The organism is Rhodococcus sp. 15-649-2-2 (assembly GCF_002258645.1).
GTDB lineage: Bacteria > Actinomycetota > Actinomycetes > Mycobacteriales > Mycobacteriaceae > Rhodococcoides.
On sequence record NZ_NPFM01000040.1, the window covers coordinates 18,650 to 37,803 of the forward strand.

Annotated in this window: 15 protein-coding genes; 5 read left to right on the forward strand and 10 right to left on the reverse strand. The window is 64.2% G+C overall.

Annotated features, from left to right (window positions below; all coding sequences use genetic code 11):
- Positions 1–25: 25 nt before the first annotated feature.
- Positions 26–754: a hypothetical protein gene (locus tag CH305_RS28425; RefSeq protein WP_094623001.1), complete on the reverse strand. Its 729-nt coding sequence runs from the start codon at positions 752–754 to the stop codon at positions 26–28.
- A 118-nt stretch (positions 755–872) separates the two neighbouring features.
- Between CH305_RS28425 and CH305_RS28430 the strand changes: the two genes are divergently transcribed.
- Positions 873–1,712: a hypothetical protein gene (locus CH305_RS28430; protein WP_143536298.1), complete on the forward strand. Its 840-nt coding sequence runs from the start codon at positions 873–875 to the stop codon at positions 1,710–1,712.
- An 85-nt stretch (positions 1,713–1,797) separates the two neighbouring features.
- On the opposite strand, the gene CH305_RS28435 is transcribed toward CH305_RS28430, so the two are convergent.
- The 7 genes from CH305_RS28435 to CH305_RS28465 form a co-directional block, all read right to left on the reverse strand.
- Positions 1,798–8,016, reverse strand: coding sequence for a helicase-related protein (locus tag CH305_RS28435; protein ID WP_256984018.1), 6,219 nt, complete (start codon positions 8,014–8,016; stop codon positions 1,798–1,800).
- Positions 7,959–8,573, reverse strand: coding sequence for a hypothetical protein (locus CH305_RS29660; protein ID WP_094623003.1), 615 nt, complete (start codon positions 8,571–8,573; stop codon positions 7,959–7,961). The genes CH305_RS28435 and CH305_RS29660 overlap by 58 nt, the downstream gene beginning before the upstream one ends.
- Before the next feature lie 286 nt (positions 8,574–8,859).
- The gene (locus tag CH305_RS28445; RefSeq protein WP_094623004.1) at positions 8,860–9,306 is read right to left on the reverse strand and encodes a DUF4913 domain-containing protein; all 447 of its coding nucleotides are present in this window, start codon (positions 9,304–9,306) and stop codon (positions 8,860–8,862) included.
- Positions 9,303–11,204, reverse strand: coding sequence for a type IV secretory system conjugative DNA transfer family protein (locus tag CH305_RS28450; protein WP_094623005.1), 1,902 nt, complete (start codon positions 11,202–11,204; stop codon positions 9,303–9,305). The genes CH305_RS28445 and CH305_RS28450 overlap by 4 nt, the downstream gene beginning before the upstream one ends.
- Complete coding sequence (locus tag CH305_RS28455) at positions 11,198–11,857, reverse strand: TraI DNA relaxase (RefSeq protein ID WP_094623006.1); 660 nt, start codon at positions 11,855–11,857, stop codon at positions 11,198–11,200. The genes CH305_RS28450 and CH305_RS28455 overlap by 7 nt, the downstream gene beginning before the upstream one ends.
- A gap of 274 nt (positions 11,858–12,131) precedes the next feature.
- Positions 12,132–12,503: a hypothetical protein gene (locus tag CH305_RS28460; RefSeq protein WP_094623007.1), complete on the reverse strand. Its 372-nt coding sequence runs from the start codon at positions 12,501–12,503 to the stop codon at positions 12,132–12,134.
- On the reverse strand, positions 12,500–13,147 hold the full coding sequence (locus CH305_RS28465; RefSeq protein ID WP_218828620.1) for a DUF2510 domain-containing protein: 648 nt from the start codon (positions 13,145–13,147) through the stop codon (positions 12,500–12,502). Before CH305_RS28465 ends, CH305_RS28460 begins: the two co-directional genes overlap by 4 nt.
- Before the next feature lie 305 nt (positions 13,148–13,452).
- Here CH305_RS28465 and CH305_RS28470 point away from each other — a divergent pair, with 305 nt between their 5' ends.
- Positions 13,453–14,073, forward strand: a complete 621-nt coding sequence (locus CH305_RS28470) for an HNH endonuclease (protein ID WP_094623008.1) — start codon at positions 13,453–13,455, stop codon at positions 14,071–14,073.
- 106 nt (positions 14,074–14,179) lie between these two features.
- On the opposite strand, the gene CH305_RS28475 is transcribed toward CH305_RS28470, so the two are convergent.
- Positions 14,180–14,743, reverse strand: coding sequence for a hypothetical protein (locus CH305_RS28475; protein WP_094623009.1), 564 nt, complete (start codon positions 14,741–14,743; stop codon positions 14,180–14,182).
- A gap of 128 nt (positions 14,744–14,871) precedes the next feature.
- Between CH305_RS28475 and CH305_RS28480 the strand changes: the two genes are divergently transcribed.
- Entirely contained in the window at positions 14,872–16,584 is a 1,713-nt protein-coding gene (locus CH305_RS28480; protein WP_094623010.1) for an Eco57I restriction-modification methylase domain-containing protein, read from the forward strand.
- Complete coding sequence (locus CH305_RS28485) at positions 16,581–17,690, forward strand: BsuBI/PstI family type II restriction endonuclease (RefSeq protein WP_094623011.1); 1,110 nt, start codon at positions 16,581–16,583, stop codon at positions 17,688–17,690. The genes CH305_RS28480 and CH305_RS28485 overlap by 4 nt, the downstream gene beginning before the upstream one ends.
- A gap of 70 nt (positions 17,691–17,760) precedes the next feature.
- On the opposite strand, the gene CH305_RS28490 is transcribed toward CH305_RS28485, so the two are convergent.
- Positions 17,761–18,219, reverse strand: coding sequence for a hypothetical protein (locus CH305_RS28490; RefSeq protein WP_143536300.1), 459 nt, complete (start codon positions 18,217–18,219; stop codon positions 17,761–17,763).
- 529 nt (positions 18,220–18,748) lie between these two features.
- On the opposite strand from CH305_RS28490, the gene CH305_RS28495 reads away from it, so the two are divergent.
- On the forward strand, positions 18,749–19,111 hold the full coding sequence (locus CH305_RS28495; protein ID WP_143536301.1) for a hypothetical protein: 363 nt from the start codon (positions 18,749–18,751) through the stop codon (positions 19,109–19,111).
- Positions 19,112–19,154 lie beyond the last annotated feature (43 nt).

The following is a 19,154-nucleotide window of genomic DNA, read 5'->3' on the forward strand; positions in this document are numbered from 1 at the left end:
AGAACGGACACGAACAGACGCGCGCTCAGTCGCTCAGTTCGGGGTGTGGTGCGGGCTCGTGTAGGTATTCGATCAACTCGTCGTGGCGTTCCGATGTTCGGCCGAAGACCGGAGTGTCACGGAGATACTCAAGACCCTTGACGATCGAGTGATCGGTTATCTCCGAATCGAACTGGGCCAAGGCGAGCTGTGTGCGAGCAAGCATGATATCGATTTCGTTGAACTCAGCTGTGGCGTCGTCATCGAGTTGCCGGATCGTTCGTCGTGCCACGAGCAGGCTGTCCTGGCGACCGGTGAGGAAGTCGAACCATGCTCCGGTCAGATCCCCGGCCTTCGCGGCTCCGTCGACGCTGCCGCCCATGTTGTTCCACGGCGGGATCTTGCCAAATGCCTTCTGGTGGCCCTTAATCAGCTGACCTTCGGCACTCTTCGTGTAACCCTCCGTGGCATCGTCCGCGACGTCCGACTGCACGATGATGCTGTAGCCCAGCCGTTCGTGGGCATCGAACCATGCGTCGACTTCTATCGCTTTGTTCCCGTTACCTGGGGTGCCCTTCAACCCATTGTGATTGGCAAACCGGTCGGGGAGGTTCTTGGCCAAACCGAGGTAGAGAGCGTCGTGTGTGTCCGGGTCCCAGAAGCAGTAGATCCCGGCGGTATTCCAACCTCCACAGAGAAACGCTCGCAGGACTTTTCGCATATCTTTGCGTTCGTCGTTGGAGTACACATCTCTGATGATCGTTCCGAGAGCCATCCCTCGACCGTACGACGGTGACACCTACGCAAGGGCCTAATGCGCGATCGGAAATATCTTGCGACATCGGACCAAGTGCATCAGCCCACTGCAATCGGGTGCGTGGCAGCATGTGGTCATGGTGACCCTTGAGCCGAGCATTGCCCAGTCAACCTGCGAGAACGCCCTCAGATCCTTGATGGGCTACGTGTTCCTGCAGAAGTACGATGCCGACTGGATCGAAAGAGTGTCGACAGAGCAGCAACGCGAGTTGTGGGCAGAAAGAGCCAAGGCTGAACAGAAGACTAGGGAACGTCGCGGTGTAGCCGAAACGGATGGGCCCGGCCTCACCTATGCGAACATGTACGACTTGGTCAAGATCGCCAAGACGTATTGGTCGGACCTAGAACCTGCACTCGGAGACGCCTATCCACTTCTAGTGCGCATGGAAAAACTCCGCAACACCACAGCCCACAGCAGGCCCTTGGTGACCTTCGAGCAGGAACTCCTCTCCGGTATCGCCGGTCAGATCCGAAATCAGGTGACGTTGTATATGAGCACGCGAGATCCCGCCGGAGAAATCTATCCGCGGATTGAGTCCGCGGTGGACTGTTTCGGTCATCGACTCACCGGCTGGGACGGTCCGATTGGGGAAATCTTTGAGGGCAAGGTCACCGGTGCGATCCTTCGCCCAGGAGACCGAGTTCAGGTCACGGTAACCGGTACCGACGGACGCGACCGACCACTGGAATGGGAGCTCATCACTCCCGCAGGCACACACGCAGCCTCCGCCATTTCCGCAAGCGGCACGGAAGCCCAACTCGAATGGGAGGTTACGGACGCTGATGTGGGTGAGGCAGCTGTCATCAACATTCAGATGCGTGCCAAGGGGGCGAAGTACCAGCGGGCCAACGGATTCGATCACCGTGCCTACTTTCAATACATCGTGCGGCCGCCGGTGGGACATGACTTGAAGTAGGAGAAGTTCGGCCCGCGATCCGGCAGTTTCGAGCTGAACTGATGACTCGCCGGACCGGTGGCAGATCCGGCGAGTCAGATACCTGTTACTCCAATTGGGGCCCTTGGTCGCGGGTGGGCCCGTTCGGCTCTGGAGGTGGGCGGCGCCGATCAGGATCCGGTCGACCGGTGCCCGGTGCCCTGTTTTCGGGTGGTGCAGATAGTCCGCGACGGGGTCGATCCGGGTCGATCGCATCGATGCTCGACGATGAAGTGCGCTGTAACGCTTCTACTTCGGCCTGGCGCATCATCGCGCGGACGTTGTCGGCGCTGCCCATTCCGAGTTGTTCGACGAGTGCGGGGGTGGGGTTGAGCATCAGCGACCACCCTTGCTCTCGACCTTTCGCTGCTGCACGTTCGGCACGGGCAGCGTCGCGGGCGAGGGCTTCGGGACTCGTTTCTGCCTCCTTGATTTCGCGCCGTAGCCGGGCGACTTCGTTCGAGAGGTCCTTCAGCTGTACCGCTTTCGGGAAGTCGGATAGCTCGACCAGTTCGAGGTCGTCGAGGCGTTGTTCGTCTCGATCGAGTGAGCGTTCGGCCTTCGCGAGGTCGGTGTCGACGGTGTACGCCATGTTCTCCATCCGCGTGAGCAGACCGAACGCGTGTTGGCTGCGGTCTCCGTCTCCGATCCTCGGATACAGATCGTGCGCTTCGATCACCTTCGTCGAGGAACCGAGACCGGAAAACGACAGATACAGCGCACTGTCCTGGGCCGGGCGAGATGCCTCGATCGGGAATCCGCTCATCTCCGCGACCACCATCGACTTGGTCAACCCTTCACCCTTGAGGGCCTGGTAGGTGCCCTGCAACGCCATGGCCATCGCATTCGCGGCGTCGCTGCGCTTGTCGTAGAACACTCCGCGGATGGTCATGCCGGGCCACTGCTCGACGTCGCGCCGGCCTTTGAGCACCGGTGCCGCTTCTTTCAATCCGGCGACCCGCTGGCGTGCGCGGGGTACTTCGCGGCGCAGGCGGTCCCGGTCGCGTTCGATGGAGCGTTGCTCGGCGAAATGCGAATCCGCTTCGGACTGGAGCTCCTGGAGCTGGGAGTCCAGCTCGATCTGCTGGATGTACCGATCATCGCCGGTGGCGAGGGCCTTGGTCATGGCCGAGTTCTCGGCGAGCGAGTCGCTGTCGAGATCGACCACCCGCCGCATCGAGCGGTCCGCCTTCTTGAGCTGCTCGATGAAATGCGCCTTGCGGTGCACGGTCTGCCACATGACGGTGTCGAAGGTCTTCTCGGCGACGTAGTTGAACACCTTGACATGGGCGTTCTGGTTGCCCTGCCGGATGATTCGGCCCTCACGCTGTTCGAGGTCGGCTGGTCGCCACGGCACATCGACGTGATGAAGTGCGATCGCACGATCCTGGATGTTGGTGCCGGTGCCCATCTTCTCGGTGGACCCGAACACCACCGATACCTTTCCGGTGCGGCACATCTCGAACAGGCGGGCCTTCTCCGACGGCTTCGGGTAGTCGTGGACGTAGGCGATCTGTGCGGGCTCCATCCCGCCGGCGAGCAACTCCTCGCGGATCCCGTCGTAGATCGACCACGACCCGTCGGCTTTCGGGGTGGAGCGGTCGCAGAACACGATCTGCAACGCACCCGGCGTCGGGTGCGGTTCACCGGAGGCATCGAGGTAGGCGTTCTCGCTCGATTCGTTGTGCACGTTCAGGATTCGCTGCGCGACGATGTGCGCCCGTGAATGCTCCGGTGGTGCCGGGTCCATGTGCGCCACCCTCGGATCGAGGGTGGCGTTGCGGCCGTCGTTGGCGACCTTGAGGGCATTGTCGAGATCAGGGCGCTTGACGTCGGCGTTATCGGCCCGGTAGCCCAGATCGGCGATGAAGTCCTGCACCTCCAGCGCCGGGGTGAACGTGACGTCGGTGTTGCGGCCACCGTCCTTGACCGGAAGGTTCGCCGGCACCTGATCGCGGGTAACCGCGTCGGTGTACACGCTGGTCATGCCGATGAGATCGCCGACGTTGGTGAATTCACCGACCCGGGTGATGGCCCGCAGTCTCGATCCCGACGAATTGAGCTCGACTCGTTCGACGGTGTCGGTGAACGTCGCTCCCCAGTCGTTGATCGAGGCGACCCCGGCGTCCTCGAGGAGATCCGGACGCAGATAGTGCTGCATCACCCACAGCTCGGCGAGAGAGTTCGCGACCGGCGTGCCTGTGGCAAACGTGGCCACACGCTCGACGTACTCCTCCGGCGGAATGCCCTTCGTGATCGCTTCCTCGCGGCGCATCGACCGCAGATAGTTCAGCTTGAGGTCCATGTCGGTGGCCCGGTGCGAGCCCTCGTTCGCGAGCTCGGTGACCCCGGACGCGCGGGCGAGATTCTTGAACTCGTGGGCTTCGTCGATGAACAGGTAGTCACAGCCCGATGCCTCGAAGGTCAGCCCACGGTCCTTCCCCGCCTGCTCGAGCGCAGTCGCGAGCTTCTCCTCGAGCCTGGCCTTCATCGCTTCGAGCCGTTTCTTGGTCTGGCGGCCCTCTACATCGCCCAGATCCGCGTCGATGGCCTGGACCTGGCCACGGATGTACTCGGCTTTCGTGCCGGGATCGACCCCGATCGAGGAGAACGCCGACCGCGGCACGATGACCATGTCCCAGTCCTGCGAGGCGGACTGGGCGACGAGCAATCGGCGCCCTTCGGCGTCGGTGGCCGCCGATCCGGACAGGATTCTCGCGCCGGGATACCACTGCCCGGCTTCGCGGACGACCTGGTCGATGATGTGGTTGGGCACCACCACCCACGGCTTGTCCGCCAACCCGAGACGCCCCAGCTCCATCGCTCCCATGAGGATGGTGCCGGTCTTGCCGGCCCCGACGACGTGATCGAGCAGCACCGTCGGCTCGGAGACGATCCGCGCGGCGGCGTCTCGTTGATACGGGTACGGCGAGTACTTCTCACCGAGACCGGGGAAGGCCATGTGCGCCCCCGAATGCACCGGCGCGACAAGGGAGTTGAACTTGTCGTTGTAGATATCGAGGAGCTGTTCGCGGCGCACCTCGTCGGAGTGCAACGCCCACTGCCCGAACTCCTGAGACAGACGCCGCGCCTTCGACTGCGCCGCGCGGGTCGCGGCATCGTGAATGCCCGGTGCCCCGGCACTCTCGCGGAACTCCTTGGAGGTGGCGATCTCGATCGGGTCGCTGTTGAGCAGGTCGGTGAGCAGTTCCTGCCACTCGTAGTCACCGGAGCGCATTCCGGCGTTGCCGATCCCGCGGTCCTCGGCGGGGCGGTGCTCGAAGTTGTACTTCGTCGACCACGATCCCCGTTTGGGTACCAGGCCCCACTTGAGGTGCTGCTCGCCCACACCGGGGTAGGCATCCACCGACACCGCCCAGCGACCCGATGCCCGTTCGATGGTGACCGGGACATCGGCCGGTACCTCGAAGGTCTCGCGGACGAACTGGGTGTAGGTCTCGATCGGCACCCACGGCGCACCGAGAGCGACATCGACATCGGTCTTGCGTGGCGGTATCACCGCGGTCAAGGCGTCGACGTTCGCTTGGTAGCGGGGATCGAGCGCGGCGATCTCTTCGGCGTCGGCGAGCTTGGTGCGGACATTGCCCGACAGATACCTCGACGACGACACCCACCGGGTCGGATCGGTCAGAGTGCGGAAAGCGCGTCCTTCCATCTGGGTCTCGGCCTGCTCGACGGTGGTTCCGAGTAGTTCGGCGATCCGCCCGACGTCGAGGCGGGCTTGCTCGTCGAGGCTGATGGCCATTGCCTCGTCGACCGTCTCGGCGTGACTGCGCAGCTCGCGTGAGTGCAGAACGTCGGTGTGGAAGATCGCCGCCTTGCGGGGGGCCATGGTCTCCTCGTCGAAGTGCTCGAGGGAGAGCACCGCAGCGAACGTCGGATCGGTGCGCAAGGCTTTGCCGAGATGGCTTTGCAGCTTGGTGGGCTGGCGGGGATTGATCCACGCATCGTCGGAGAGCCGGTCGTAGACGTCTTCGGGAACCTCTCCGGCATACGGGTCGCCGGCGACGCCTTCGTCCTTACGCCAGGTGTCGATCAGCTTCGCCAGAGCGGCGTCGTGCTGCGATTCGGTGAGGTCCTTGGGCGTTGTCATGGTGAACCGGTTGATCGGGCCGTAGCGGGCAACGTAGGCGTCGTACTGCTCACCGAGGATCTCCCGCAGCGCTTGCCGCTGGCTGGGGTCGGTGGGTCCACGTTGCGCGTCGAGGAGGGCGTGGGTGGTGTCGCGCAGCGCGAGCAGCTCGCCCCATTCGGCGACCTGCTTGGCTCCACGAGTGTTCACCGGCTCCCAGGCGCGGGAGTTCCAGCGTTCGATGGTCTCCATCTGCGCATCGTGCCGCAGCGTGCCCACCGCGAGCTCGTCCTGCGCCGGGCCGTTCCCGATCGCCAGCAGTCCGCGCTCGAAGTCCTCCCGGGTGGGCCCGAGAGTGTCGCGCCACGACGCGGTGAGCCCGAGACCGTCGGTATTCGCTGCGTCGACGATCGCGGTGAGCCGATCCTCGACCAGGGAGGCGAGGTCGACGTCGCTGTCGGTCGCGTCGACGGACAGGGTCTCGTTGCCGTACATGCCGTGCCCGACCCGTAGCTCACCGAGCACCCAGTCGGGGTGATCGGTGTAGACGGAATTGATCGGCACGCCCTTGTCCTCGCCGGCATCGTCGAGAGCGGTGGCGTTCTCGAGCTGCAGGAACCGCTCGGTCAACGGTGCGGGTTTCGCCCCGTCGGCGCGGCGGCGCAACACGAGTATGTCGGTGACGACCTCCGTCCCGGCGACACGCCGGAAGGCGTTGGACGGCAACCGGACTGCGCCGACGAGGTCGCCGAGGGCGGCGATGTCGCGGCGGGCCCGCTGGTTCTGGGCGTCGAGGGTGTAGCGGGAGGTCAGGACGGTGACGTAGCCGCCGGGGGCGGTCATCGCCAACGATTTGACGATGAAGTGGTTGTGGATCGAGTGCTTGGCCTGATTGTGGACTGGGTCGTAGAGCCGGTAGTCCCCGAACGGGACGTTGCCGATCGCCGCGGTGAACGATGACGCCGGCGCGGTGGTCTTCTCGAATCCCTCGGCGCGGATCTGCGCCGACGGGTTCAACGCCGCGGCGATCGCGGCGGTAGTGGCGTCGAGCTCCACCCCGACCATCTGCGCGGAGCTGGGGGCGTGAGCGATGAATGTTCCCGATCCGCAACCCGGTTCGAGAACCCGGCCGCCGGTGAACCCGGCCCGGATCGTTGCCTTCCACATCGCCGCCGCGATCGCCGGGTCGGTGTAGTGAGCGTTGAGTATGGTTCGCTGCGCCTGCGCCCACGCGGTGTCGTCCAGCAACGAGCGGATCTGCTCGCGTTCGGCGGCCCAATCGTCGCGGCGAGGGTCGAACACCTGCGGGGTTGCACCCCAACTCGACCAGCGGGCCAGCACTGCTTGCTCGTCGGCGGTGGCGTAGCGATCCTGCGCGGTGACGACGGCGAGGGTGCGCAGGGCGTCGATGTTCGCTGCCACACGGGCTTTCGTTCCGGAGGGCACCAGGATGTCGGTGCCGGGCCGGAAGTCGACGGGCTCGACATTCCACAGTCGCTCGGCGACCGTCTGCGTGTCGACCACCATCCCTTCGGTGGTGTCCGGGACTGCGGTAGTCGTCGTGGGATCGGGGGTCGGTTCGACTGTGGGGGAGGCGGTCTCGACGCTGGGTGGGGGAGTGCTCCGCGTGGGGAGGAGTTGGTCGACGCGGCGACCGTCGACGGCGATCAGGTGCCGACTCTGGTTGCCGTAGCTCACCGCCGCAGCGTGATCGGCGGGCCCGAGAGTCTTCTGATTCTCTTCCGGAATCAGCGACACATCGCCCGCGCGCCGCAGCTCCATCAGCGCATCGGTGAGCTGCTCGCTGGTCAGTGTCCCGTCGAGGTCGGCGCGGATCCGCGCCAACCGCACGTACGCTTCGTCCTCGCGCGCGAGCCGGCCGTAGGCGTCGCGTACCAGCTCCGTCGCCGACGGCGGCAGTGCCGGGCCGTCGACGGCAGTGCCCGTGACGACCTCCGGTGCGGGCTGGAGCTCGCGCGTCTGCTGGGATGCGGCGTCGGCGGCGAGGATCTTGGGATCGACCGGTGCCGGGAGCGGTGTGCCGCCGATCTCGGTGCCGGCCGGGTCGATCGGTGCGGCACCGTCGGCGTCGAACGAGAACAGATCCAGTTGGGCGTCGGATTCGCTGCGGCGGGTTACTTTCCGCTTGCCGCGGTCTCGGCCACTCTCTCGTCGAGCTGGCTGGTGAACGATGGATACAGCGGGTGGCTCTGCGACGTCGGGTAGGGCTCGTTGTCCTCGATCCTCGCCGCTATCAGATGCGCTGCGTAGTAGAGGAACTGCACCGGCCGGCCCTTCCACAGCTGGTCCGTCAGCCGGTCCGCTTCCTTGTCCGGGTCCGCGCAGTTGAGCGGGTTGCGCCACCGCTCCGGATCGCTCTTGTGAACCTGAATCCGCGCCTGATCCCGTTCCGCTTCCGCTTCCGGGCTCTCCTGGTCCGGTGGGTAGGCCTCCATCTCCGGCGGGAGCTGGCCGTAGATCTCCTCGTTGATCACGAAGTCCGTCGCCTGCGCCCACGCCTGGTTGATCATCCCGACCTTCTCCATGTACGGGGGCGGCTGGCCGTTGTCGCGCATATAGCGTTGCAGCACTTGCTGTTCCATGACGATCTTCATGTTGTCGATCCGCTCCGCGATCCGCTCGCTCTCGGTCTCGAGGAACGCCTGCTGATCGGTCGGGCTCAGCTCCTGCGGCAGCCCCTGGTGCTCCAAGTAGAGCTTCATTATCTCCTGCGTTATCGGGTCGATCATGGGTGTCACTGTCCTCTGTCTCGGCGAACAAATCGAGTTGGAAATCGTCGGAATCTTTGGCCACGGTGTGCGCTCCTGAAGTCGGGCGAGACGTCTGTGCGACCCGCACTGCCCGGGACCGGGCAGGGATCGTTAACGTCGTCGTCGGCCGGAGACGCACTCTCCGGCCATATCGGACCTGGTGGGTCTAGCCGGACCCACCAGGTCCCTTCGGTCGATCGAATCGGTAGTTGTGTCAGGCTCCACCTGAATCGTCAAGATATGTTGACGATGTGGGTGGGTGGGGTCAGTCGAGGCCGTCGAACCAGCCCGCTGGGGGCAGGGTCAACGTTCGCCGTAGCGGCGGGGTCGTTTCGTGGTTGTCTCTGCTGCACAGATACATCGGGCCACCGTCTGGATCGAGCAGCACTCGCAGCATCGGGTCGGCGTCGTGGATCCACCAGGCACTCGGAGCCCCGAGGTTCTCGCTCGCCTCCGCGCCTTCCCACGCCAGCCATAGGTCCCGCAGGCGGCGCACCACTTCGTCGTGTCGCCACCACTCGGGGCAGAACACTCGCCCGCTCTTACCGGCGGTGCCGCTGAGCTTGCGGGTGATCAGGGTCGCGAACCAGGTGTCGAACCAGTCGAACATCGACTCGTACTGCCGCTCCGGTTCCGGCGGATTCCCGTTCGGATCGAAGTCGGTGGCGTCCGGATCGAACTCGGTGGCATCGGGGTCGTCGTATGCGGTCACAGGAAGGGCTCCTCATCGCTCTCGGTGACTTCGTCGATGTCGACTGCGTCCTCGTCGAGCAGAATCTGTGTCTTCTCGGGGATTCCGTATCGCCCGGCCGAGGCGGTGATGGCGTCGGCGTTCGGGCCGTCGGACCAGTACAGCTTCTTCATCAGCACCGGCCGGTTGCCCGAAATCTGGACCAGGGCTCGGGTTTTCGGGATCGCGGCGAGGTCGTCGACGGTCATGATCGGCTCCTTCGACCAGGACTGAGACTTTGAGGTCGAGCCGCTGTCGAACATGCCGCCGCTACGGGAGGTCGACCAGCGTTCGACGTCGTGATCGCCGACGAGCGCAGACAGGTCCGACAGGGTGGTCTTGTCCTTGATCCCGCCGCCGTACCAGAGGAAGTTCGCGGCATCCTGGAGTTGTTTGACCCCGTCCTGACCCCACACCTTCTGTGCTTGGGAGAGGTTCTGCACGATCGTCATCAGGCAGATCCCCTGGGAGCCGAGGTGGGAGTACCAGGCGGGGAGCTCAGTGAGTCGGCAGACGTTCGCGGCCTCGTCGAGGATGCACAGCATCGGTACCGGCATCCGCCCGCGCGGGCTGCGGCGTGCGGTCCGTTGGGCTGCGTCGATGATCGACCCGATCAAGGCCGTGGTCAGTGCCGACGTCGAGTCCGGTCCTTCCTTGGACAAGGCATAGATGGTGTCGGTGCTGGTGACGAACTTCTCGACCACGAATTCGGGCATCGAGTGCGGGTAGCGCACCCCTCTACCGATGTCGGTGTCGCGGGCCGCGCCGAGGGAGACGTCGACGCGTTCGGGTGGGAGCACGCTCATCACGTAGTTCTGCTCTTCGAGCAGGCTGATGAACCGGCGGGCCATGTCGTACAGGCCGTCTCGCTGACGCGGGTTGAGCCCGCGCACCGATTGCAGCCGCATCGCGACGATCTGATGGTTGTGTTCCTCGAGGATCTTCTGGGGGAGTTCGTTGTCCTCGTCGGAGAGCCAGCCGTAGACGTGCAGCAGATCGCCGCCCGCACACGCGGCCGCGAGCAACATCTGCGCGAATAATTCCTTTGCGCCGCCGTCGAAGTAGGAGGAGTCCGCCTTCGCCGAACCGTCGTTCGAGGCGGCAGCGAAGTAGGAGGCGAGTTTGCGGGCAGCGGCGATCGAGGTGATGCCGCGGAGTGGATTCCACCAGAATCCGTCGCCGCCGGTGAGCGGCCCGTCGGCGATCCCCTGTAGGTCGTAGCGCCAGACGGTGCCGAGTTGTTCGCGGACGCCGCGGGTGAGGTCATGGCCGTCGCGTTTGTTCGAGGTGAACAGGGCCGCGCCCGGTGCGGTGCAGAGGGCGTCGATCGCCATCGCGGCGGTCTTGCCCATACGAGGACCGGCGAGGGCGAACATCATGTCCTCCCAGGACATGAACACTTTCTGGTTGCCTTGGACCGTGCGGCCGACGATGACCCCGATGTCGGCGTCGTCGAGCGTGTCCCGGTCGGCGAGATCCGAGCGCAGCGACTTCGCGCGTTCGCGTGCCTGCTTGCCGGTCACCCCGGTCAGCTTCGATGTCGGGCCCATCAGGCGGGCCTTGGCGTCGACATCGTTCTTCCCGCCGCGTGAGGCCCGAGCGGCCGCAGCGACGCCGACGAGACCGGAGCCGATGATCACCGCCATCACGAAGATCACCGTCGAGGCTGTCGGCCACGTCAGCTTCCCGCCGGCCACGGAGAACAGGGCCTGAAACGGGTTGCCGGGGATCTGCTCGCCGGTGTCGGTGAATGCGTGTCCGAGCCAGAGTGATCCGTATCCGAGGGCGATGAGCACGATCACCACCGAGACGGCGATCAGCGGGAGCACCGACGAGGAAGCGCCGGCACCTTTCGAGGTGGGCTTCTTCGTCATCACCATGCGTCCACACCACCTTCGACGGCCGCATCGATGCCGCGGTCGATTTCGATGATGCGGGCGACCCGGTCGGTGATGTCGACGACCGAACCCGACGACTGTTCCTGGCGCGGTGTCTCCCGCAGAAGGTCGACCAGCCTCAGGGGTTCGACGTCGGCCGAGGTGGAGGACACGTCGAGGGTGTGTTCGGCAATGTCCTCGAAGTCGAGACCGTCGAGTTCGGCGGGCAGCTCTAGGACGTCCAGAGACAGGCCCGGTCGCAAGACTGCGTCGTCGATACCGTTGTCGATCAACCGTTCTCGCCATGCGTCCTCGTGCACAGCCGTGCGATTGACGGTGGCGTCCGCCCACTCCTGTTGGGCGGGGTCGGTGAAGGTCTGCGCCGCGATCAACTCGTGCGCGACACCGGATGCGGCGAGATACGCAGCAGCCCGGACCAGCGACACGTCGGTGTCGAGCAGCCCGAATGCGCGACTGTCACTGCGCGGCTCGTACGAGTGGGAGCGACTGCGGATCTCGTCGCGGCGTGTGTGCGCCCGGTCGGGCAGGCTGCGGCGTCGTGCGGCAGCCAGGGTGGCGCGTCGGCCGCGTTCGTAGGCTGCGGCGGCGATCTGTGAGCGGCGCTGCTGCTCGGCTGTAGAGACGGTGCGGGTCATCGACGGACACCGCCATCGAAAGCTGATGGATTCTCGGGATTGCTCGACACGAGCAGGAGTGAAATCGACATGGAGGGCCTTCACTGGGAGCGTCGGCCAGCCCACAGCACGAACACACCGGCACCAGATAGAGGTGCAGTGCAGCGCTGTTGCTGGATGGACGCTCGACCGTGACCCTCATCGACGGTCGAACAACATCAACCCTAATACATGGACACGGTATCTTGCAGCACCCAATAGCTCTTACGACAGCTTCGGGAACTGTGTTCAACGATCAATCCACCGAGCAGATGCCGTAAGCGAGGACGATGGCATACAACCTGCGAGCTGTTTCGTACCCCATCCCGCCGAGATTTTGGGACGTCGCCGAGATAATTTGTGAGTCGGAGGCTCCGCGCTCAGCATCGAGGCAGAGCCTGATCCCATGGTCGCGGACGGTGAACTGGCCGTACGCATCCACCAGATCACTGTCTCCGAGGTATGTGTCGAGCGCATCGTTGTAGCTCGGATACAGGCCACTACGCACTGCGTAGTTGGTTGTTTCCTGTTCTGGTGCAGTGGTCGCCGCAACGGTCGCGATCGTTCCACCAGCAATCCCGACCAGCAATAAGCCAGCAACCAGCTTGGTACGCAGAGCCGCGTTCATCGGGCATCGCTTTCGTTCTCGTCGGGGGTTTCCTGCGTAGGTGCGCCGGGAGCAGTTCCGGCAGTCCACTGCGAGCCGTCGAACCATCGAAGACCGTTCTGCTGGTGGGGGTCCGGGTACCAACCTGGAGGTGCCGACGGTAGGGAAGCATCGCCAGCTGCGCCCGTTCGGATCGGCGCGGGCACAGTAGCCGGGGTGGGTGTCGGCGGTGTTGGCGACGTTTTAGCAAGGTGAGCAGTTGCGGGGACGCCGGCGGTGCTGTTGCGTCGCGCCGCAAGGAGGTTCGTCCATGTGAGCTTCCGGAGCGCGAGAACCGCGACTGCGATACCGACGACGACTGCGGGCCATGCGACCCAGCGACGAAATGTCAATGCGTCGGTGCATTTCGTGTACGGCCCGACGTCGAGGTCGAGAGGGGTCGGAATGTCGAGACTGTCTGCGAGCGTGGTGTCGAATCTGTCGACGAGCGCCTCGGGTTCTTTGTTCTCCCGGGTGATCGTGGTGCCGCATGCCGCAGTGAGCCCATACGACGAGACCGACACGGGATACATGAGCAAGATGATCCCGGCGACAGCGAGAAAGACACCGACCAGAGCAGCCGCTCTGATTCGCGTTGCGCGTTCCGCCGAAGAGCGAACAGGCACTGAGAAACCCACTTTCTTCTCGGACGATCCCTTTGACGAAACCGCACGCTCCGCTATCGCTGTTGCCCGTCGTTCCGTTTCGTCGACGGAACGTGTGTGGACATAACCCGGGGGCGACGCCGATAGGGCCGCGACGCGCGCGACTGTGTGCATGTACAGCGCGCGGGGGTTCCGCCGGTGAAAGATCGAGGCATGGCAATCGTGCTCGACCAGGCTGACCGCCTCGATAACATCCTCGGCAAGCCGAGCACCGCCGTGTGGGAAGTCGACCACGGGCTCACGCAGGCCGTCCGTGGTCTGCCCACATGACCGGGGAGATCGTAGTGGCCACCGGATCGGGCCAGCCGACGCAGAAAGCAGACGTCCTCGCGCGGGCCTGCGCCGCGCTCAGCAACGGAGACGACAACGCAGCCAAGGCCATCATCGGCACCGACTACCCACACGTTGTCGGCACCATAGCGCAACGCCGATACACGCTCCCCGAGATGCTGCGCACCTTCTACCGCGACGGATTCCTCGACCGCTACTCCGGCGACCGACTGATCCACCCGGGAGCATTGAGATTGCTGTCGGTCGTGCTGCCGAACGAATTTCCCGCACATTCGAATTGGAAGATGACCGAGACTCATTTCGCGTTCTGGGAGCTGTTCCCGACCATCGATCACCTCGACCCTGTCGCCCGCGGGGGAGCAGACGAGGCCTCGAACTGGGTCACCACCTCGATGCTGCGCAACTCCGCCAAAGCGCACTGGAGACTGGACGAGCTCGGCTGGACGCTGCACCCACCCGGCGATGCACAGCAGTGGGACGGCCTGTCGGGCTGGTTCACCGACTTCCTCACCGACCGCCCCGACCTCGCCGCGTCCGCGGCCTATCTGGGTCGGTGGCTGCGCGCCACCCGCACGGTTCAGGCCGAACGCGCCTGAACCACGGGGCACGTCGAGACGGCAGAACTGGGGGAGTGCTGAGCCGGCGGTTATGGGCGCGGCCGATAAAGCAGCCCTTATGTCAGGCTCAACGCAGGTACGTCTGTCAGGGGTACCCAGTGGGGTTCACCTTGAGAAGTGCTTCGGCCTCTGCCAGCCACTTCTCGCGTAGCTCGTCAGCCTGGTCGTCCGTGAGCGTGGTGTACGGATTGTCTCCATTGAACCCGCGGGGGCTCTCAGGTTGCTGACGTTGCATTTCGTCGAGTTGGTCTTCACGCGCTCGCCACTGCTCATATTTCTGCTTACGGAAGGGCGCGATGTCGATCCCGAGGTCGCTGAGACAGGCCGCACCTTTCTCGCTCGCGGTTCCTGTTCGATAAAGCGTCAGCTGATGACTCTTCAACCAGTAGCTTTGTGCTGCCCTGACGACTTCCGCTGTGGCCTTGGTTCGTGTGGACGCCAGGGCAAAGGTGGTGACGCAGCGGTCGAAGGGAACGCCAGCGACGGTCTGTTCCCTATGTACTTGAGTGGCCAGGGTGGCGACCGGATGGCCATGTTTGTCTACGGCGACCCATGTGGGCGTGTCGAGCTTGGAGGGGTTATCTCCGTCGCCGAACGGCGCTCCGCAGTCGAAGAACATGATGGTAAAGGCTGCACCAGTGGCGCTCACCAGGTGACTGTACCGAGCAACCTTCGGGTACCTATGATTCATCTGACCTGCCGTTGCCGGTGAGTCGCCTGAGGCAAGCGGTTGCACTCTGCGAAGATCAAATGCACAGACCAGCAGGAGAGAGGGTGATGGTGTCCGGCCTTCTCGTCCCGGCTCGTGACCCGGGCGCTCGCGGCTCCAGAAACGCACGCGGCAAGGCGGCACCGGCGATGTCGCCGGCCACAGTACTGGCGGGCGTCCCGGAATGGTGGGCACAGCGCGCGAGCGCAGCCGGTCTCAGCGGCAAGTGGCTCGATGTCTCCCAGGCTGTCGATACAGCGCTCCCGAAAGAAGTTGCGACACCGTTCGACGTCCCCGAACAACTCGGCACCGCCGAACAGCTCGGCGAACGGTACGTCGCGTCCCTCGGCACAAAAGATCGATCGGATCACGGGCGTCACTACACACCGCAGCCGCTGGCAGCGGAATTATGGGCAATGACCAAACGTGCGCTCGGTTGGAAGCGCCCCCGCCCGCTCCCAGGATTGGTACGCGACCCGGCGTGCGGTGCCGGTGCACTCCTGTTGCCCGTACTCCGAGACCATCTCGGTGCCAGTGCGCGAACTGACCCGCAACTCGTGCTGGCGGGTCTGCCCAATGCCATTGCGGGCATCGACAACGATCCCAATGCCGTGTGGCTCGCCAACGTCGTCCTCGCCGCCGAACTTCTGCCACTGCTCGCCGTCACACCGCGCGCACGACGTCGTCCGCTTCCCGCCCTGACCGAAGTCGGGGACGGACTGGCCGCCAACGACTCCCGCTGCCTGGTTTCGCTGATGAATCCGCCGTACGGACGCGTCAAGCTGAACCCCGATGAGCGAGCCCGGTTCGCACGACACCTGTACGGCCACGCCAATCTCTACGGTCTGTTCATGGCGTCCGGGATCGAGTCGCTCTCCCCGGACGGAGTGTTGGCGGCCTTGGTCCCGACATCATTTCTCGCCGGACGTTACTTCGAAGCCCAACGGGGTGTCCTCGCCACCGAAGCACCCCTGCGGTCGGTAGGTTTCGTCAACGACCGGGCTGGAGTCTTCGACGGCGTACTGCAAGAAACATGCCTGGTGACCTTCTCGCCGAAGAAAACCCGAACTGTGACAATCACTTCCGTCAACGGCACTGTGAGTCCGATTGCCAAAGTCGCAACACCCAAGCGTGCCGGACCCTGGATCCTCCCTCGCCGTGCCGACGACGCCCCTGCGGCTGCCGCAGCTCTTGCAATGCCGCTCACTCTCGCGTCAGCGGGGTGGAAAGCGACGACCGGACCGCTGGTCTGGAACCGCCGAGCATCCGACATCTCCGCCTTGCACGCAGCGGGCGCGGTACCGATCCTCTGGGCTGCCGACATCGACGGTGGAGTGGTCCATCAGGACCCTGCCCGGGATGGCCAGCGGTATCTCAGCCTGCGGGTTAAATCCGACCAACAAGTGATGGTGCTCCGTGAGCCCGCCGTGGTCGTTCAGCGAACAACAGCCCCCGAACAGCCCCGACGCTTGGTCGCCGCTGAACTCACTGACTCAGTACTCACGCAATGGGGAGGGATGGTCGTTGCCGAAAACCACGTGAACGTGCTCCGCCCCACGTCGTCGAACCCAGCCGTCACTCGAACGACACTCACTCGGCTGCTCGCCACTCGCACCCTTGACCGAGTCATGCGCAGCATGTCCGGATCGGTTGCCGTCAGCGCGTACGAGCTTGAATCCTTGCCTCTGCCAGGCCGCGACATCCTCGCGTCATGGGAAGGCCTCAGTGGTGACGCTCTGGAAGCAGCTGTCCGGTTCGTCTACCGAACGGACCTGCCATGACCTATCTGCCGCCTGTCCCCACCCGCACCGAGGTCGAACAGCGACTACTGGCCATCTTCCCGCGCGCGGCATTCGACACCGCCTTGTCCAGCCCCATCGCAGCTACCGGCGTGACGGCCATGCTCTACGTCGGAGCGATTGTCCCAGAAGACGACGAGCCCACTGATGAACACCGGTGGATGACACCCACGATGTGCCTCTGGCTATCGGACGCCGGCATCGTTCACACCGATTTCTACGAACGAGAGCAGTGGTACGCCGCTGCCCGCCGCGGACAAAACAAGGTCCGAAGCCTCGTCACGGAATGGGGCCACGAATACAACCCGTGGTACGCCAACAACTCACGCGAGCCGCTGCGCGACGAATCGTTACGAATGCTGCGGGAACGCGGCGCGGCAACTTGGCGTCCCGGTAAACCACAGAACTACTCAGGGCCACGCTGGGCGCTCGCCGGGGCGTTCGCCGCGCTATTCGACCCTGATCTGACCGGAACCGATCTTGACGAAGCCATCGAGCAATGGCGCAGCGGGCACCTAGAACCGCTCGAAATGGTCAGGATCAGCGTTCAAGGCAACATGGCCGCAGCGTCAACCGCCGTCACCGTCACGATGCCGCACGACCGGTCGACCCGCGCCTTGGAACCCGGTGTCGCCTCACTGATTCTCAAAGGCGTCATCGAACAATGGGCACCAGCACGACTCGTGGTCCCAGTCGTCGTGTCCATCTCGGAACCGGGCAACAAACTGTACGTCGCCGACGGTCAGCTGCTCGCTGCCGCAGGCATCAGTATCAGCGTCTCTACGCTGCTCCCGGACGCCCTCATCGTCGACATCGGAACCAAACCGGCAACGTTCTGGGTAGTCGAAGCGGTCGCGACTGACGGTGAAATCGACAACGCACGGAAAGCTGCGTTGCTTCAGTGGGCAGCCGATCAAAAGATCCCGCCCGCCCGGTGCCAGTTTCTCTCCGCATTCGTGTCACGCAACGAGGGCCCGGCGCGTAAACGACTCAAAGACCTCGCCACGGGAAGTTTTGCTTGGTTCCTTGCCGAACCATCGCACGAACTCGCCTGGTACGAGCTGGCGGAGCCACCTCGATATGCGTAGCTGATTGTGCACTTGTGGCTTTCTCGCGATCCACGACCTTGTCCGGGTGATCGGTTCGCTATGTCCGTGATTACGGGCCCGAAGCGCGAGCGCTCAATGCTTTCGCCCGTTTGCTGAGGCGGTTGGTCGTTGCAACCAGAACGCTGCCTTCCTTGGCGGTCAGTGGCTTGAACTCGGCCACTCGAGCCGACTTAAGAACCCACTGTTCGTCACCGGGCCGCGTGGGGTCGAGCGTGAAGACGGCGTGCGCAAAGTTGTTGCGCTCGTGGAAGACAGGTTGCGCTTCGGCCAGCAGTGCTCGGACGTCGTCGGCCAGCGATGTATCCATCGATCTGAGCTGGCTTTTGCAGAGCTCGACTGCGGCTCCAGAGCTTTTGGCCACGTCCATCCAGTTCTCGGTCCAGGGCTTACCGTTCTTTGCGGCCCACCCGATCATTCCGATCTGGATCTCAAGCAACGAACATGCGGCCATCACCCTGCCCAGCCATTCGTAGTGGTCAGGCGGTGGAGTCGGGTTCGGTTGCTGCACTCTCAACTTCTTTCTTTGTGGCGGGGAAGCGGCAAAGTAGAGCCGCTGGATGCTACGCCAGTGTGAACCACTGCATGTGCTGTGCTGCCGCAGGCTTCGTCACACTCACGCGTCCACCACGAGCGTCGTGCGAACGCCCCAATCTCGCAGCCGCACTATTCAGGAAATGCATCGCAAGTAGATTGTTCGGTTTGTTGATAACAATCAGCCGAAGCGGGGGGCGCAAAGCCAACTGGCCATTTGGTGGACATTGTGTAGTACACGCCAGTCAGGTCTGCGGCGTCGAGATTCTTAACTTTACCCAGGTCTGCGCCCGCGAGATTGACGTTCGTTATCGACTCATCAGCGTGTAGGTGTGGACGAGGGGTGATCAGGGCCGCGTCTTCGGCGTCGGCTGTGCTCAGCGCCTGACCGACCCCTCGATCCTTGTTGGGGATTCCGGCAACCAGGCGATGCTCTGGCGATCGGGCCGTCGCCGTTAGTGTCAGCTGCGGACTGTCCGTCAGTGCCCGGCTCTACAGTGGCGGGCGTGAGCGACAACGAGTCCGTGGCCACGGTGCCTGAGCGTGTGCTCGACGAGTGCGCGCACGTGTTGATCGACAAGATCGACCAACTACTCGATCGGGTGACCGACCGCGCTGTGGCAGCACCGACACCGGGGTCGGCGGCGTGGGAGTTGGAGTGGAGCGTCCGAGACACTCCGATCGGACGTACGCGCGTGGCCGAACGCTCCCGTGTGAGAGAGGAACTGGCGCGCCGCGCACTTGCCGGCCTCGGCATCGCCGAAGGTTCCGCACCGGCGGTGCCGGCTACGCACGCTCCCCCGGTCCGACCCCGCCGGACGAAGCCCGGGCGTGTCCGCGTCGACGAGGCACAGCTGACCTTCTTCTGAACCCGCCGCTCGAACTCGTTTCCCGATGGGTGCAGGCGTACGA